This window comes from Amphritea sp. (genome assembly GCF_050300915.1).
GTDB lineage: Bacteria > Pseudomonadota > Gammaproteobacteria > Pseudomonadales > Balneatricaceae > Amphritea.
In genome coordinates this window covers 13,587-30,779 of the sequence record NZ_JBNKYN010000021.1, presented here as the reverse complement: position 1 = coordinate 30,779, position 17,193 = coordinate 13,587, and the positions used below count along the sequence as shown (strand labels likewise).

Below are 17,193 nucleotides of genomic sequence, written 5' to 3'. Positions count from 1 at the left end.
TGATGCACCATAGCACTTATGTTCCGCTCAACCGCCAGCTTTTACAGGCGCCTTCGGGCCAGTTGAAGATTGCTGTCTTCGCTGCGCACCGGCCGCCTTGCTATTACTACGCTTTTAATGCTCATTAACGTTACTGTTTCCGTTAGTTAACAACGGGTATGTCAGATTATGAGAGTAGTTATTGCTCTCCACCTGAGTTACGAGGGTGAAGTATGAGTTTCGAATGGTTAAATCCTATACTGATCGCTGCTGCGTTGATTCTGGCAGCCATCGGTGCTGTACGCCGGGTGAATCTGTGGCGCGCTGGTAAACCGGATCAGGTTAATCTGATCGCTGGTCTCATGGCGATGCCCGGACGTTATCTGCATGATCTGCACGATATTGTCGAGCGTGACAAATATATGTCCAGAACCCATGCGGCAACCGGTGGCGGTTTTGTGTTATCTGCGCTGCTGATTATTCTGGTGCATCTGTTTGGCATCAGTAGTCAGATTCTGGCCTGGGCGCTGTTAGCAGCATTGGCGCTGATGTTTGTCGGTGCGTTGTTTGTCTTTAAGCGTCGTTTGAATCCTCCAAGCCGTATCTCTAAAGGTCCGTGGATGCGTCTGCCGAAGAGTCTGCTGGCGTTTGCCGGCGCCTTCTTTGTGCTGACACTGCCTGCTGCTGGCGTGCTGCCAGAGGGCACCGGCGGTGTGCTGTTGACCGTGGTACTGACGGCGCTGATTATCTGGGGTATGGGCGAGCTGTTCTTCGGCATGACCTGGGGCGGACCGATGAAGCACGCCTTTGCTGGCGCGCTGCATCTGGCGTTTCATCGCCGTCAGGAACGCTTTGGTGGCGGTCGTTCGACCGGTCTGAAGCCGGTTGATCTGTCGCTGGCTAAAGAGATTGGTGGTGTGCTGGGTGTGGCGAAACCGACTGATTTCAAATGGAATCAGCTGCTGGGGTTCGATGCCTGTGTTCAGTGTGGTAAATGTGAAGCGATGTGCCCTGCCTTTGCGGCGGGTCAGCCTTTGAATCCAAAGAAACTGATTCAGGATATGGTGGTGGGTCTGGCGGGTGGCACCGATGCCAACTACGCCGGTAGTCCTTATCCGGGTAAAGCGGTTGGCAATGCTAAGGGCGGTCCGGATCATATTATTACCGATGGTTTGATCGATCCTGAAACCCTCTGGTCCTGTACTACCTGTCGCGCCTGCGTTGAAGAGTGCCCGATGATGATTGAGCATGTGGATGCTATCGTTGATATGCGCCGCTACCTGACCATGGAAAAGGGTAAGACACCGAACAAGGGGGCAGAGGTGCTGGATAATATTATCGCCACCGATAACCCTAACGGTTATGCACCGGCCAGTCGTACTAACTGGGCAGCGGATCAGAACCTGCCACTGATGCGTGACGTGAAACAGGCAGAGGTGTTGTTCTGGGTCTCTGATGGTGCATTCGATATGCGCAGCCAGCGTATTCTGCGCGCTTTCGTCAAACTGCTGAAAGCGGCCAATGTCGACTTTGCGGTATTGGGCGATGAAGAACTCGACAGCGGTGATGTTGCCCGTCGTCTGGGGGATGACGCGACGTTCCAGAGTCTGGCGAGACGCAATCTGGCAGTGCTGTCACAGTATAAGTTCAGTAAGATCGTCACTACCGATCCCCATGCTTATCACTGTCTGCGCAATGAATACAACGACTTTGGTTCTGATGCGCTGAACGGCGTTGACGTGTTGCATCACACTACTTTCCTGAATCAGCTGGTGCAGCTGGGTAGTCTGAAGCTGAATAACTTCAGTGGCGCAAAAGTCACCTATCATGATCCCTGTTATCTGGGGCGTTATAACGGTGAGTATGAAGCGCCCCGTGAGTTGCTGCGCTCCATGGGTATCGAGATTGCAGAGATGGAGCGCTCCGGCTTCCGCTCCCGCTGCTGCGGTGGTGGTGGCGGTGCCCCGATCACTGATATTCCGGGCGAACGCCGTATTGCTGATATGCGCATGGAGGATGCCAGCAGTACCGGTGCTGAGCTGGTCGCCGTGGGTTGCCAGCAGTGTACGGCGATGCTTGAGGGGGTGGTTGAACCGCGTCCGCAAGTCAAAGATATCGCCGAGATTCTGGTTGATCAGCTCGTTGATCAGACCGCTGATTCGAGTGTAGGTCAATTGGCCCGGGAGGTGTACTGATGTCCGATCATAACTCAAACGATGTGTTGCGCCGTGATCCCCGGGCTGAGTGGATCGCCCGTAACCGTCTGCATCCACTGCATGGCACTGTCGCCAGCAGTGAGACTGCAGAGGTGCGTGGACCGAGCGGACTGTTGCGTAAAAACCCTCACAAGGTTGGCTTTATCGGACCCAACGGCATTAAGCGGATTGATCGTCTGAAAGGTAACGCCGCCGCAACCGGTAAAGGTCGTCGTAGTGGCGCGGCAAAAGATGTACAGCTGCCACTGCATAAAGTTGAAAATCCGGACTTTTATATCGTTGTGGTGCCGGATATGGTGGGTGGCCGTCTGACCGCTCATGATAAAGATGTTATTGGTCAGGCGCATAAGCTGATTAGCGGTGTTGAGGGTAATGGTGCTGTTCTGGCGGTCTGCTTTGGCCAGAGTAAAGAGGAACATTTCGATACCGCCGGTGTCGATCGTCTGCTGTTGCTTGATGATGAGAGCTATGAAGGTTACTGCCCGGAGCAGCGATTAGAGGCACTGGTACAGGTCGAATCTGCTTATAAGCCGCAGTTCTGGTTATTCCCAGACAGTGTCAATGGTGGTTCCGATCTGGGGTCCCGTCTGGCTGCCCGGCTTGGCGAGCGTCCAGCGGTGCAGGTATGGCAGGCAGACAATCAGACGGTTATCTGTCGTGGTGCCGGTGGAACAATGGATATCACCCGCAACACGCCTCGCCTGTTGATGCTGGCAGAGGAGTGCGCTGATCCTGTCGATGAAACCCGTCATGAAGTACTGCCGGTGGAGCTGGATGCGGTACCGGTGGTGATCGCTCAGTTGAAAGATCAGGGTCAGGTTGCGGTTGATCCCAATGCGATTTCGCTGGCTGAGGCGGAGTTTATTCTCTCTGCGGGTAACGGTATCCATAACTGGGATCAGTTCCACTCTGCTGCTTCGGTTTTGGGGGCTACTGAGGGGGCTAGCCGGGTGGCAGTCGATGATGGCTTTATGCCACGCTTCCGTCAGGTGGGTGCTACCGGTACCTGGGTGACCGCACGGGTTTATCTGGCCGTGGGAATCTCTGGTGCGATTCAGCATATGCAGGGTATTGGTCAGTGTGACAAGGTGATCGCGATCAACACTGATGCGGGTTGCGACATGGTTAAGCGTGCCGCGCTCAGTGTTATTGGTGATAGCGAAGCAATACTGGGTGAACTGATAAAGCTGGCAGAGGATTTTCGTGCCCAGCAATCTGCCGGAGGTGATCGGGATGCAGCCTAATCAATTCAAAGTAGACGCGGCCAACAAACTGAAAATAGTTGCGCTGGTGTCGGTGGGTAAACATCCTCAGTCTGGCCGGGTGCGCCGGTCCGATCAGGATAGTCGCGCTGTCGAACTGGGTCTTAAGCTGACTGGTGATAACCGCTCAGGCGACAGCCTGACGGTACTGCATGCGGGGGATCCTGGCGAGCAGAGTCTGCGAAGCTATGCGGGAATGGGGTTAAAATCGGTGCGGGTGTTGCAACTGGACCCGGCCGCCGATGCCGTTTTGCCGTTAGGTCAGCACCTGCAGCAGTGCGGTGCAGATATTGTACTGACCGGCGTGCGGGCCGAGAGTGGCGAGTCTTCCGGGATGGTGCCCTATCAGCTGGCGGAAAAACTGGGTTGGCCGATAGTGCCACGGGTGGCTGATATCGTTTCTGTTGAAGGGGGTGTTGCTGAGGTATTACAGGCACTACCCCGGGGTCAGAGACGCTCTGTTATGGTGATGTTGCCTTTTATCGCCAGTGTTGATTCTGCAGCGCCTGAGGCCCGGCAAAGCGCCTTCGGTCCTGCCAGTCGTGCGCTGATGGATATTGAAGTTGTCAGCTCCTCTGTCGATACGACGCGTCAGTCCTGGGATGAGGCGGCGGCCCGTAAACGGCCTAAGCGTCTGAAAGTTGTTAAAGCGAAAACTGCTGCGGAGCGCTTTAAAGCTGCTACTGCAAAATCTCAGGGAGAGGGTGGTAAAGTGATGAAGAATGAGTCTGCTGCTGAACAGGCGCAGGCGATCTTCGATCTGCTGAAAGAGGAGGGGGTGCTGCGCTGAGTTTTGCTCGGCCGGGTCAGAATGCTGTTTTTTTAAAATGACGATAGTTGGTAACAATGCTGCAAATTGTCGTTAATTGTAAATAAAGTGCCGCTTAATGTAGGTATCGTGTTGTTTTTGTTCTGTACTATTGATCCTGCTTCTTGCACTTTGTTTCTATCAGAAACAGCCTGACCCGAAAACTGAATCTCTAATCCGATTCACCAGGCAAACGTTGACCACTCCAGAGTTCACGGCTTCGGAGTGGTTTTTTTTGGCCTTGGCCAGTTTTGGCTGCGTTAGCTGTTTACCCCCTGTTTTGTTAGACTAAAACCGATTTAGCTGCAACAGGGTTTAATCTGGCATGCGATATCCGGGCTTTGAATGCTCGTCTTAAGATGGATTATATATGTGCCAAAACGGCCGTTATGATCTCCTTTTTATATCTGCTTTGTTGTTTTTATTCTCTTTTCTGCATTAGAAGCTGTCTGTCGAGAACGGTCATTTTGTGATTTTTTCTGTCGTTATAAGTCAGCTGTTGGCCTCTCTTTGGCCGTAGAATCGAAGCGACCTGTTTAATAATTAAACGGAAGTCGTTGCTGGCTACAGCAGTTAAAAGTTGATGACAGGAACTGTCAGAAAAGTTTGCATATCTTATTACCATTGGCTCTGGCGATTCTTTGGTGATCTGCGCGAACTCCTGATAGCTATATAAAAAGAAACTGGAGTAGTTCTATGAATGAAGAAGTTCACTACCGCCCTAAATCAGAGGAATATACCTCCGACTACAAAGCAGGGCAGGACAATGTTCAGGTACTGGGAATGGATATCCATAACCCCGTTTTTACCACCAGTGCATTGGCCATTCTGGCTTTTATCACGCTGACACTGATCTTTCCTGCAGACGCTAAGGTGATGCTGGAAGGTGCGCGTACCTGGTCGATTGAGACCTTCGACTGGTTGTTCATGATTGCGGGCAACGTGTTTGTATTGTTCTGCTTGTTACTGATCGTACTTCCGGTGGGTAAGGTACGCCTGGGCGGAGCTGAGGCAAAACCTGATTTTAGTCGCATGTCATGGTTTTCAATGCTGTTTGCTGCGGGTATGGGTATTGGACTGATGTTCTGGAGTGTCGCAGAACCTGTAGCCTATTACACCGACTGGTGGGGGACGCCTCTGAACGCTGAAGCCCGGACGCCTGCTGGCGAAGTGGCGGCAATGGGCGCGACCATGTTCCACTGGGGATTACATCCGTGGGCTATTTACGGTGTGGTAGCGCTGGCGCTGGGATTCTTTACCTATAACAAAGGTCTGCCGCTGACGGTTCGTTCAGCTTTCTATCCGTTGCTGGGCGAGCGGGTATGGGGGCCGATTGGTCATGTGATTGATATTGTCGCGGTTCTGGCGACCATCTTCGGTCTGGCAACGTCGCTTGGTCTGGGTGCCTCGCAGGCAGCCAGCGGACTGAACTTCCTGTTTGGTGTGGACAACACTATCTCTACTCAGATCGCGGTTATTGTCGTTGTGTCTGCAATTGCGATTTTCTCCGTTGTGCGGGGGCTTGATGGCGGTGTGAAACTGTTGAGTAATATCAATATGGGTATCGCTGCGCTGTTGCTGCTGTTTGTGATTCTGGTCGGGTCGGTTTCAGGGTTCTTTAGTAATTTGCTGCTGACCGTTACCAGTTATGCCAGTGAAATTCTGCCGTTGAGTAACTGGATTGGCCGTGAAGATGAAAAATTTTACAGCGGCTGGACCGTATTCTACTGGGCCTGGTGGGTTTCCTGGTCGCCTTTCGTTGGTATGTTTATCGCCCGGGTATCAAAGGGTCGTACCGTGCGTGAGTTTATGATCGCCGTTTTGCTGATTCCAACTCTGGTTTCTGCCGTCTGGATGGCTGCATTTGGTGCCCAGGCACTGGATCAGATCCAGAGTGGTACTGGTGCGCTGGCGAATGGTCTCGGCGATGTTTCGTTGGCAATGTTCCAGATGCTGGAGAATCTGCCATTGGCAGAGGTTTCTTCTGCTTTTGCGATTGTCCTGGTACTGGTCTTTTTCATCACCTCATCAGATTCCGGTTCGCTGGTAATCGATTCGATTACAGCGGGAGGTAAGGTTGATGCCCCAGTGCCTCAGCGTATCTTCTGGGCTGTGTTACAAGGGCTTATCGCGGGTGTACTGCTGTATGGTGGCGGGGCTGAAGCACTTAAAGCGCTGCAGGCAGGAGCGATTACTACCGGTTTACCATTTACGGTTATCCTGTTGCTGATGTGTGTCAGTATCTACAAGGGACTGAAGACCGAGGTATAAGCCAGTCTGATAGCTTTGGTTTAGGAAAAAAGCTGGCCTGGTGCCAGCTTTTTCTGTTTGAATACCGCGAGAATATGCAGACCGGGGGAGAACTGCACTATGATGATCACCGACCTGATAGATCAGGATGATTACTTTAATATTATCCTGGGGGCTGGCGTGCCGTTGGCGCCGGATTGTTCGCCTGAGCAGTGCAGTCGGGCCCTGCTGGCGTGGTTGCCACTGCAGGACGCCCAGACTCGCGCCGGGTGTGTGCAGTTGCTGGCTGAGCTGCAAAAGCAAACGCCGATCATGTTGCCTGAGGTGCAAAGTGCGTTAGCACTGCTGCTCAATGATGAGTTATTCAGGGAATAACGTCTGGCACCGGGTATGTTGGATGCGGAGTGTCTGATCTGATTCTGTATCAGTTGGGGTGCGGACGAATATAAAGAGATAAAAAAGGCCGGTCTCGTCAGAGACCGGCCTTTTGTTTATCGGTTTTGTTAAGTTTTTAGCGATTAGACGTATCAGTCTTTCTTCAGGTTTTTCTGTACGGTATCGCTGTACCATTCCATAAAGTTAACGATACCGAACTCAAAGGTTTCGGAGTAAGGCCCTGGCTGGTAACCAACAGAGTTGATGCCGCGCTGGTTCTCTTCACCCAGAATACGGTCCTGATCGTTGGTGGCATCCCACACCAGACGCAGGCGCTCCGGATCATAATCAACACCCTCAACGGCATCTTTGTGAACGAACCATTTGGTGGTCACAATGGATTCCTGAGCGGAGATCGGCAGCACCCGGAAGACGATAAAGTGATCGGACTGCATATGGTTCCAGGAGTTAGGCAGGTGCAGAATACGCATAGAACCCAGTTGTGGATTCTTGATTCGTCCCAGCATCTTTTTACAGCCGGTTTCGCCATCCAGGGTCATTACCTTGGTGCCTTTCTTCAGCGGCATGCGGACGATACGGTTGCGCAGGCCAGGGCCAAAGCTGCGGTGTTCATGGGGGATGCCCTCAGCGTCCCACTGATCAGCCTGCTCTTTGCAGTAATCTTTAAATTCCTGAGAAGCGCGAGGGTCATTTGTGTCATCCCACTCCAGCAGGGTGTTCAGCAGCTCTGGATGGTTGCCGACACAGTGGTAACACTCGCGGTTATTCTCAATCACCAGTTTCCAGTTGGCTTGTTCATACATGTTGGATTCCACCGCCAGCTTGGTGTTTTCAACATCGTAGGGTTCCATATACTCTTCCAGAGTGGTCAGGAACTGATCAAAATCACCTTCCGGTTCCTCTTTACCCAGACACACGAAGATGAAGCCGCCAGCGGTTTTGCAGAACGCTTTTTTCAGGCCGTGCTCTTTCAGTTCAAAGTTTTCGCCCATTTCTGAACCGGCAAACAGCAGGTTGCCTTTCAGGTCATAGGTCCACTGGTGATAAGGGCACACCAGGTTAGCAACCTTGCCGCGGTGCTCTGAACAGATACGTGAACCACGATGGCGACAGGTGTTGTGGAAGGCATTCACACTGCCATCCGCATCCCTAACAACCAGCACCGGATTTTGTGCCACCTCAACAGTAAAGTAATCACCCCGGGCAGGAATCTCGCTGGTCATGCCGACAAACAGCCACTCTTTCTGGAATACTTCCTCGACATCAACCCGGAACATCAGCGGGTCGTTATACAGCGGCTGAGGCAGAGAGTAGTTAGCCGGACGAGCCTCAAGCAGGCTGGACATCTCCTTGCGCGCGTCATGGATCGTCGAGCAGGTAGCATTTAATAGGTCGTTTTGGTTCATTTGTTCGATCTTCCTTTGGTGCACTGCTGTGCTATTTATACTAAATTCAGGAATAACCCTGAAATGAAAGGCGGTATTACGAGGTCAATCCTCCTCCAAGGTGTGTTTACAGGATTGACTATTAACGACAGGAATAAGTACATAAATCGACCTGTAATGCCCGTAGATATTGGGATGGTCGCAATAAGCAAATAAATGTCGTTAGTGGTTAATATTTGAAAATCAGCTGGGCGGACAATGCATACATTGAGTATGATTGATGGGCTGACGTTTGTATAACCCGGTATGGGACAAGCTTTTCAGCCTGATGAATGAACCGTTTTTAGCTGTGCACAGATGAGAGATACGCTATGACAAATACCATCCCTGCCACCGTTGGCTCCGAAAGCTTTATCCCGGTCAATACCCAGACCTGGGTCAATGGTCGTCACAATGTCCGTTGTGTCAAAGTGATCCATGAAACCTGGGATGTGTGCACCTTCTGTTTTATGTCTGAACAGCCCGTGATGTACTTTTTTAAACCGGGGCAGTTTGTCACGCTGGAGCTGGAGATTGAGGGGCAGCAGGTGATGCGTTCCTATACCATCTCAAGTTCGCCTTCGGTGCCTTACAGCTTTTCAATTACAGTGAAAAAAGACCCGAACGGACAGGTTTCCAGCTGGTTACATGAACATTTGAAGGAGGGTGATGAGCTTGCCGTTCACGGTCCGGTAGGGCTGTTTAACTGCATCGATTATCCTTCATCCAAAGTGTTACTGTTATCTGGTGGCGTAGGGATTACCCCGGTGATGTCGATGGCGCGCTGGTGGTTTGATACCAATGCGGACGTTGATATTGCTTTTGTACACAGTGCCCGCACGCCAAAAGATATTATCTTTGCACGTGAGCTTGACCATATGGCCTCCCGGATCAGTAACTTTGGTCTGCATCTGATCTGTGAAAAGATTGAGAATGGTCAGGCATGGCATGGCTATCGTGGCTATCTTGACCAGGCTAAGCTGGAGATGATTGCACCAGACTTCTTGGAACGTGAAGTGTTCTGCTGTGGCCCTGCGCCCTATATGAACGCTATCAAAAAATTGCTGCAGGCTAACGGCTTTGATATGAGTCGTTACCATGAGGAGTCTTTTGGCGCGACTCCTGTCGAGATTGAAGAGGAAGCGATTGAAAACGCTGAAATCGCTCAGGAAGAGGCTGATGCGCTGACCCAGGCAGATATGCTTCGGGTAGAGTTCTTGGGTAAAGGGCAGGGTAAGAGCATTCAGATCGCTCCCGGTGAGACACTTCATACCGCCGCCGCCAAGCTTGATCTGCTGATCCCGAAAGCCTGCGGTATGGGCATTTGCGGCACCTGTAAAGTGCTGGTTAAAACGGGTGAAACGGAGATGTCCCATAACGGTGGTATTACCGATGATGATGTTGCTGCAGGATATGTGCTGTCTTGCTGCAGTGTGCCGAAAACAGATGTTGTGATTGAATACTGACAGACTGTTCTGATGATTAAAAAAATCGCCTGCGGGCGATTTTTTCGCTTCAAACTATTATTGTGCAACACTTCGTTGTTAACTCAGCCCTAGCCGGATAAAACGATACGATGGAAGCAGAGCAGATAGAAATTGCAACCTTTCTGAAGCAGTACCCCCCTTTTAGTAGTCTGCCGGAAAAAGTGGTGGATGAGGTTGCCTGTGAGGTAGAGATCAGCTATTTCCGTGCCGATAGTGATGTTTTTACATTTGGTGATGAGATCAGTGATCTCTGTGTTATCCGCAGTGGTGCAGTGGAGATCTACCGTCGTAATGGTGACCTTTATAACCGGCTGAGTGAGGGGGAGTTGTTTGGTCAGCTGAGTCTGTTGATGAGTCAGAGGGTGAGACTTCCAGCCCGAACGATCGAAGACTCGCTGATTTACTTTATTCCAGAGCCGGTGTTCAGCTCTCTTTGTGAGCGGTTTGATTCCTTTGCTTACTTTGTCGAAGTGGATGATAACCGTCTGCATCAGGCGGTTTCCAGTAAGCAGGAAAGTAGTGATCTGATGGTCTCCAAAGTGACCGCGCTGATTGCCCGGCCCCCGGTCTGGTTAGATACAACAGCGACCGTTTGTCAGGCGGCGCAGAAGATGACCAAAGAGGGCGTTTCATCGTTGCTGATCATGCATAAAGAGGTGCCTGAAAAGCAGGGTGATGGGGATGAATCAAGCACGCAATCCCTTGCTGGCATTATTACTGACCGGGATCTGCGTACCCGGGTGGTCGCCCCGGGCCTTGATCTGAGTTCTCCCGTGACCGCTGTAATGACCGCAAACCCAGTTACTCTGGATGTCGATGCTTATGCGTTTGAAGCGATGCTGACAATGTTGCGCTTTAATCTGCATCATCTGCCTATTCTGCAAAAGGACCGCCCTGTTGGCGTGCTGGCGACGTCCGATATTGTCCGTTATGAGTCGCAAAGCAGTCTCTATATGGTCAGCAATATTATGCGCCAGCCCAATGTAGAAGAGCTGGCTAAGCTGCAGTCACAGATTAGCGCCTGCTTTGTGCGGATGGTTAGCGAAGACGCAAACTCTCATATGATAGGCAGTGCTATGTCTGTTATCGGGCGAACCTTTAAGCAGCGTTTGCTGGAGCTGGCTGAGGAACATCTGGGGCCTCCGCCACTGCCATACTGTTTTCTGGCGCTGGGCTCAATGGCCCGGGATGAGCAGTTAGTGGTGACCGATCAGGATAATGCACTGATTCTCGATAATAGTTATCAGCCACAACAGCACGGTGAGTATTTTGCACAGCTGGCAAAGTTTGTCAGTGACGGGCTGGATAGATGTGGTTACACCTATTGTGCAGGCAATATTATGGCCACAAACCCGCAGTGGCGAAAAACCCGGCGGCAGTGGGAAGCTACTTTCTCAGACTGGATTGAGAACCCTATGCCTGAGGCACTGTTGAACTGTTCAATATTCTTTGATCTGGATGGTGTCTGGGGGAAAACTGACTGGGCAGGACAGCTCAACGCCTTTATTGCCCGCAAGTCTCAGCGCTCGCCAAAATTTCTTGCCAGTCTGGCCCGTAATGCCCTGAATCGAACCCCGCCATTGGGCTTTTTTAAAAACTTTGTGATGGAGCAGGATGGGCAACATCGTAACTCAATCAATCTTAAACGCCGCGGCACTGCGCCACTGGCTGATCTGATTCGGGTACATGCGCTGGCGGTCGGTTCAAAAGTGCAAAACTCATTTGAACGTCTGGATGATGTGGAGAAAGCAAATATTTTGCCGCCCGGTAAAGCCGCAGATTTACGGGATGCACTGGAGTTTATCTCGATGGTAAGAATTCGCCATCAGGCTGCGGATCTGGAAGCAGGGCAGGAGCCTTCTAACAATGTTAAGCCGGAAATGCTGACCGATTTTGATCGGCGAAACCTTAAGGAAGCATTTCAGGTGCTGAGTAACAGCCAGCGATTTCTGCGGTTCCGTTATCCGTTCTCCGGCCGGTAGAGGTTGCTATGGCTGACAATATGGTAAGGTGGGCAGCGCAGTATGAGAAATTAGCTGTCCATGCACGTGATGAGCGTCTTCGACGATTTTATCAGCAGGGGTTGCCTGCAGAAGAGACACCGCTGACGGATGTCGCTTTCGTGGCGCTGGATTTTGAGACCACGGGGTTGGATGCCGAGCATGACGAGATTATCAGTATTGGTCTGGTTCCGTTTGACCTGAACCGGATCCGTTTGCGGGATAGTCGCTACTGGCTGCTTAAACCCCGCCGGGAGTTAACCGAAACCTCAGTACCTTTTCATGGAATTACCCATTCCCAGTTAAATGGTGCACCGGATCTTAATCAGATTCTGGATGAGGTACTGGATGAGATTGCCGGTAAGATTGTTGTGGTTCATTACCGCTATATTGAGCGGGAGTTTTTTGATGCGGCGGTTAAAAGACGGCTGGGAGAGGGGATCTGTTTTCCCGTCGTCGATACGATGGAGCAGGAAGCGATGCTGCACCGACATGGAGTCGTTAGCAAAATTAAACGTCTGGCAGGCTTTAAGCCGGAATCCATCAGGCTGGGGGATAGCCGCTTGCGCTATAATCTGCCACATTATGGTCAGCACCATGCATTGACCGATGCCGTTGCGACCGCCGAGCTGTTGCAGGCACAGATCCGCCATCGTTATAGCGAAACAACCCCGATCAGTGACCTCTGGATCTGATCGTTTTTTGCTGGTCTGAAATAAAAAAACCACCGGGGTGACCGGTGGTTTTTTGTTGAGATAACCGCAGAACTGTTAAGCGGCTACTGAACCATGGGGGTCGATAACGAATTTCTTCGCTGCACCACCATCGAAGTCAGCATAGCCATCCGGTGCCTGATCCAGGGAGATCATCTGTACGTTGACCGCTTTAGCGATATCAACTTTGTCAAACAGAATAGCCTGCATCAGAGCGCGGTGGTATTTCATAACCGGGCACTGGCCGGTGTGGAAGGAGTGGGATTTCGCCCAGCCCAGACCAAAGCGCATGCTCAGGGCACCGTGTTGAGCGGCTTCATCGATTGCGCCCGGATCTTCCGTTACATAGAGACCTGGAATACCGATAGCACCCCCTGCGCGGGTCATCTGCATGGCGGAGTTAAGTACGGTTGCCGGAGCTTCTTTACCGTGGTTGCAACCACAGGCATGCGCTTCAAAGCCAACACAGTCAACGAATGCGTCCACTTCACGCTCACCCAGAATCGCTTCCAGCTTATCGGCCATCTCGCCTTCCTGACGAAGGTCGATGGTCTCACAACCGAAGCTGCGTGCTTGTGCCAGACGATCTTCGATCATATCGCCTACGATAACGCAGGCAGCCCCCAGCAATTGTGCTGATACCGCAGCCGCCAGTCCCACAGGGCCTGCACCGGCAATATACACGGTAGAACCAGGACCTACCCCGGCAGTCACGCAGCCGTGGAAGCCCGTTGGAAAGATATCTGACAGCAGGGTCAGGTCGCGGATCTTCTCCATCGCCTGATCGGAATCAGGGAATTTCAGCAGGTTGAAGTCAGCATAGGGAACCATGACATACTCGGCCTGACCGCCGACCCAGCCACCCATATCGACGTAACCATAAGCCGCGCCAGGACGGGCAGGGTTAACATTAAGACAGATACCGGTGTTGCCCTCTTTACAGTTGCGGCAGCGGCCACAGGCAATATTGAATGGGACTGACACGATATCGCCAGGTTTGAGAAATTCGACATCGCTACCGCATTCGATGATCTGTCCGGTGATCTCGTGACCCAGCACCAGACCCGCCTGGGCAGTGGTACGGCCCCGCACCATATGCTGGTCAGAACCGCAGATGTTGGTGGTCAGTACCCGCAGGATAACACCGTGATTGCACTTGCGTTTACCCAGTGACAGCTCTGGAAAGGCGATCGCCTCTACTGCGACTTCACCCGGCCCCTTATAGACAACACCACGGTTGGCATGATTGCTACACATGGTCACTACTCCTGTTATTTTATTATTGGAACACTTTGAATTGTGTGCGTTGGATACAATATATTAAAAATAGTTCTTTATGGTATTTAAAAAATGCTATTTTGTATCCAATATTGTGTTTTTCTGTTTTGACACCTGTGAACAGGTGTCTGACCATCATAGGCTGTCGTATCTGACCGCGACTGCCTGCTACCGCGCTGGAGTTGTTCAGAACCGACATGCTAAAGGCGGCTGCCCAATAAAAATGGGCTTTTTTCCGCCAGTTATGGCTTGCTTTGCCCCGATTTATAACTGATGTAAATCAATGAAGTGGGTTGAGAGTGTCGCTCATAGATAAACAATGTTTAGTCAAGGTCGTTTACAGATATTCTTCGTTTGATCTAAATCAAATAATATCTAGCCAGTGGTTGAGCAAAACGATAAGACTTCAGTGAAAAATACTTGAATAAAAACGACCATGCCGGCGAATGAATTAAGCGTTCTGTGTATTTCTTTCAGCCATTCTGTCCTAAAAAATAAGAAACTAACGTGAGTAGCACCGGTGCGACGTTGCTAGGCTCTTTGCATCTACTGCGTATTAAGCGTTAAAAAGGGGGCACTACTATGACCATATCTACAGCTTTAGATCCAATTAAGGATTACCAGAAAGTCACCCGCGTGGGTTTCTTATTGCTGAATAACTTCACTATGATTGCGCTGGCTTCGTCCATCGAGCCCCTGAGAATGGCAAATCAACTCTCGGGACATGAGTTATACAGCTGGCACATGGTCTCTGAAACCGGGGCTCCGGTGAGCGCCAGTGATGGCTTAAGTTTTACGCCCGATTTTTCAATCGCTGATATGCCCGAACTGGACCTGTTGATTGTCTGCGGTGGTGTCGATATTACCCGTAGCTTTACACAAAAGCAGGTTAGCTGGCTGCAGTTAATGAACCGCCGCGGAGTGACTCTGGGGGGGATCTGTACCGGCGCTTATCTGCTGGCCCATGCGGGGTTGCTGAATGGCTATGACTGCAGCACCCACTGGGAGTGTATGGCGTCCCTGCAGGAACATTACCCGAAAGTGAACTGCAATAATCGTCTGTTTACCATCGACAAAAACCGCATGACCTCATCCGGTGGTATCTCACCCATGGATATGTTCCTGCATATGGTGACTCTGCAGCACGGACCAAAACTATCGATGGCGGTGTCTGATATGTTTATCTGTGATCGCATTCGCAGTGAGTTTGACCAGCAGCGGGTGCCGCTGCGACAGCTGCATAACTGCGGTGATAGCAAGCCGAAACTGGTGGATGTGATTGAGCTGATGGAGAACAACCTGGAAGAACCGATCGGGCTTGATGAGCTGGCGGCATTTGTTGATGTTTCGCGCCGACAGTTGGAGCGGATGTTTCTTAAATACCTGAATTGTTCGCCATCGCGCTACTATCTGAAGCTGCGTCTTGACCGGGCTCGGCAGCTGTTGAAACAGTCCAGCATGGCGATTGTCGAGATATCCACCGCCTGCGGATTTGTCTCAACCCCCCATTTCAGTCGTTGTTATCGTAAACATATTGGTATCTCCCCCCGCGATGAGCGCAAAGGTGGATTACCGCTATCGCAACAGCAGAACGACATTACCGAATCACCCGAGGAAAACGGTTTCTTTGCCAGCATGAAACGCTCGGTCGCGGTGCTCAACTCGGCTCAGGCAGAACCCAGTTTTGGTTCCATCTCTATTTGACGACATAGCCCTGGCAGCCAGATTTCTGTCTGGCTGCTCTCCTTTTCCCGTTCTAACTGCTACGCCGCTGGCGCTTTGCGCTAGCTGCTAACAGCTAACTCCCTCATCTGACTGATTGCTCTTACCGATATCTGTCCGGCGCGTAGCTGAGAGGCGTGTTGAGGCGAGCCACCGGACTCTTTTTTTAGCTTTAGCCTCCCGTTTTAACGCTTTTGTCACCGTTTTGGCCCCGATTTTTGTATTTATCTTTTTTCACGGCTTTATGGTCGTTTTTTTACATCTGCATTTTTTCACTATTTTAGAAACGACACCTTATCTATCTGTTTGCGAAGTGCCGGTAAAATCAGTTTAAGTGAAACAGATTACCATAGTTTAAATAAGTGAATTATAAGTCTGAATTTATCTGTATATGCATCAATATGTTCTGTATTTTTTAATTAAACTAGGAATAATTTGTTGTATTAGCTGTCATTGACCATCGATCTTTATTACTGATATCTATGTGTTCCCGGGAAAAAAAACAGTGAATTCTGCTGTAGTGATGCAGTGGTTATATCAACGATAAGAACAGCGGTGAGTAAAAGAGATGAGCAAAATTGATACGCCGAAAAGAAAGTCAGTCTTTAGTAAGAGAGGCTTACTTTCATTCATGACCAGCCTGGTAGCGACCAGTGCCCTGATGGCTGGTTCAGCACAGGCAGTGACGCTGAAAATGGCGACCGATTCGGGAGCTAAGGGGTCTCCGGCAGGCAATACGCTGGAGCACTGGGCGGAGTTGATTGAGAAAAACTCTGGTGGTGATATCGACGTTAAAGTGTTCTATCAGAATGAGCTGGGCAGTCAGAATGAAGTATTCGATCTGCACGTTGCCGGTGATGTTGATGTGATGCTGAACTGGCCAATGACCTCATATGATAAGCGCATCGGTGTTATCTACACCCCTTATATGACGCTTTCCTGGGATGAAGCGCTCAAAGCTTATAGCCCTGGAGGCTGGGTTAATAACATGCTTGGCGGTATCTACTCAGATATCGGTCTGAAGTTCTTTGGTCCCTGGCCTGAAGGTTTCAACGGCGTCGCAACCCGGGGTAAATATGCCACGACTATTGCCGAAGCTGAAGGGCTTAAAGTACGTACCATGACCGTATTCCCAGCACCTCAGACAATGCAGGCACTGGGTTATCAGACTGCTGCCATCGACTGGGGCGAAGTCTACACCTCACTGCAGACCGGCGTTGTTGATGGTGAAGCGGGTAATGTTATTTATTGGGATTATGAGTACTTCCGTGATCTGCTCGACTACTACGTTCGCTCTAAGCACTTTTTCATGACCGGTGTTCTGAGTATGAACCAGGAGTCATTTGATGCACTGACTGAAGCTGAGCAGAAGGTTGTCGCTGATGCTGCCAATGAAGTGATGATGGATCAGTTTAAGGCGGCAAAAGAGCAGGACGAGCACTACGTTGCAGAAGCTGAGAAAGCGGGAATGAAATACTTCGAGCTGTCAGACGAGCAGATAAAAGAGTTTGCCCGTGCTGCCCGTGAGAAAGTATGGCCGTTGATGGATCAGGAGATCGGCTCTGAAATTATGGATACTATTCGGGCAAACGCGACTCCGTTATAACGCTTAAAGTCCCGGACGGCGGTGCAGAGATTGTTCCGCCGTTTTTGTTTTT

General features: G+C 50.9%; 12 protein-coding genes. 10 read left to right on the top strand and 2 right to left on the bottom strand.

The annotated features are described in order from the left end of the window. Positions 1–212 precede the first annotated feature (212 nt). The 5 genes from ACQY8X_RS07780 (at position 213) to ACQY8X_RS07760 (ending at position 6,890) form a co-directional block, all read left to right on the top strand. Positions 213–2,174 (top strand): (Fe-S)-binding protein, encoded by a 1,962-nt coding sequence (locus ACQY8X_RS07780; protein ID WP_428034581.1) that lies wholly within the window; start codon positions 213–215, stop codon positions 2,172–2,174. Continuing rightward, positions 2,174–3,439 carry an electron transfer flavoprotein subunit alpha/FixB family protein gene (locus ACQY8X_RS07775; protein WP_428034580.1) on the top strand — a complete coding sequence of 422 codons (1,266 nt, stop codon included), beginning with the start codon at positions 2,174–2,176 and terminating at the stop codon, positions 3,437–3,439. Before ACQY8X_RS07780 ends, ACQY8X_RS07775 begins: the two co-directional genes overlap by 1 nt. After that, positions 3,429–4,247, top strand: a complete 819-nt coding sequence (locus ACQY8X_RS07770) for an electron transfer flavoprotein subunit beta (RefSeq protein WP_428034579.1) — start codon at positions 3,429–3,431, stop codon at positions 4,245–4,247. The genes ACQY8X_RS07775 and ACQY8X_RS07770 overlap by 11 nt, the downstream gene beginning before the upstream one ends. 714 nt (positions 4,248–4,961) lie before the next feature. Further along, complete coding sequence (locus tag ACQY8X_RS07765) at positions 4,962–6,536, top strand: BCCT family transporter (protein ID WP_428034578.1); 1,575 nt, start codon at positions 4,962–4,964, stop codon at positions 6,534–6,536. 99 nt (positions 6,537–6,635) lie between these two features. Next, complete coding sequence (locus ACQY8X_RS07760) at positions 6,636–6,890, top strand: hypothetical protein (protein WP_428034577.1); 255 nt, start codon at positions 6,636–6,638, stop codon at positions 6,888–6,890. Positions 6,891–7,042: 152 nt separating this feature from the next. Here the strand turns inward: ACQY8X_RS07760 and ACQY8X_RS07755 are convergent, their stop codons facing one another. Continuing rightward, positions 7,043–8,317, bottom strand: coding sequence for an aromatic ring-hydroxylating oxygenase subunit alpha (locus tag ACQY8X_RS07755; RefSeq protein ID WP_428034576.1), 1,275 nt, complete (start codon positions 8,315–8,317; stop codon positions 7,043–7,045). Between the two features lie 350 nt (positions 8,318–8,667). Here ACQY8X_RS07755 and ACQY8X_RS07750 point away from each other — a divergent pair, with 350 nt between their 5' ends. The 3 genes from ACQY8X_RS07750 (at position 8,668) to ACQY8X_RS07740 (ending at position 12,517) form a co-directional block, all read left to right on the top strand. Beyond that, positions 8,668–9,801, top strand: a complete 1,134-nt coding sequence (locus ACQY8X_RS07750) for an FAD-binding oxidoreductase (protein WP_428034575.1) — start codon at positions 8,668–8,670, stop codon at positions 9,799–9,801. A gap of 110 nt (positions 9,802–9,911) precedes the next feature. Next, positions 9,912–11,804, top strand: coding sequence for a DUF294 nucleotidyltransferase-like domain-containing protein (locus tag ACQY8X_RS07745; RefSeq protein ID WP_428034574.1), 1,893 nt, complete (start codon positions 9,912–9,914; stop codon positions 11,802–11,804). 8 nt (positions 11,805–11,812) lie between these two features. After that, positions 11,813–12,517 carry a 3'-5' exonuclease gene (locus ACQY8X_RS07740; RefSeq protein ID WP_428034573.1) on the top strand — a complete coding sequence of 235 codons (705 nt, stop codon included), beginning with the start codon at positions 11,813–11,815 and terminating at the stop codon, positions 12,515–12,517. 75 nt (positions 12,518–12,592) lie between these two features. Here the strand turns inward: ACQY8X_RS07740 and fdhA are convergent, their stop codons facing one another. Then, positions 12,593–13,792 (bottom strand): formaldehyde dehydrogenase, glutathione-independent, encoded by a 1,200-nt coding sequence (fdhA, locus tag ACQY8X_RS07735; protein WP_428034572.1) that lies wholly within the window; start codon positions 13,790–13,792, stop codon positions 12,593–12,595. A 603-nt stretch (positions 13,793–14,395) separates the two neighbouring features. On the opposite strand from fdhA, the gene ACQY8X_RS07730 reads away from it, so the two are divergent. Next, positions 14,396–15,517 carry a GlxA family transcriptional regulator gene (locus ACQY8X_RS07730; protein ID WP_428034571.1) on the top strand — a complete coding sequence of 374 codons (1,122 nt, stop codon included), beginning with the start codon at positions 14,396–14,398 and terminating at the stop codon, positions 15,515–15,517. 649 nt (positions 15,518–16,166) lie between these two features. After that, positions 16,167–17,141 (top strand): TRAP transporter substrate-binding protein DctP, encoded by a 975-nt coding sequence (gene dctP, locus ACQY8X_RS07725; RefSeq protein ID WP_428034570.1) that lies wholly within the window; start codon positions 16,167–16,169, stop codon positions 17,139–17,141. Positions 17,142–17,193: the final 52 nt, after the last annotated feature.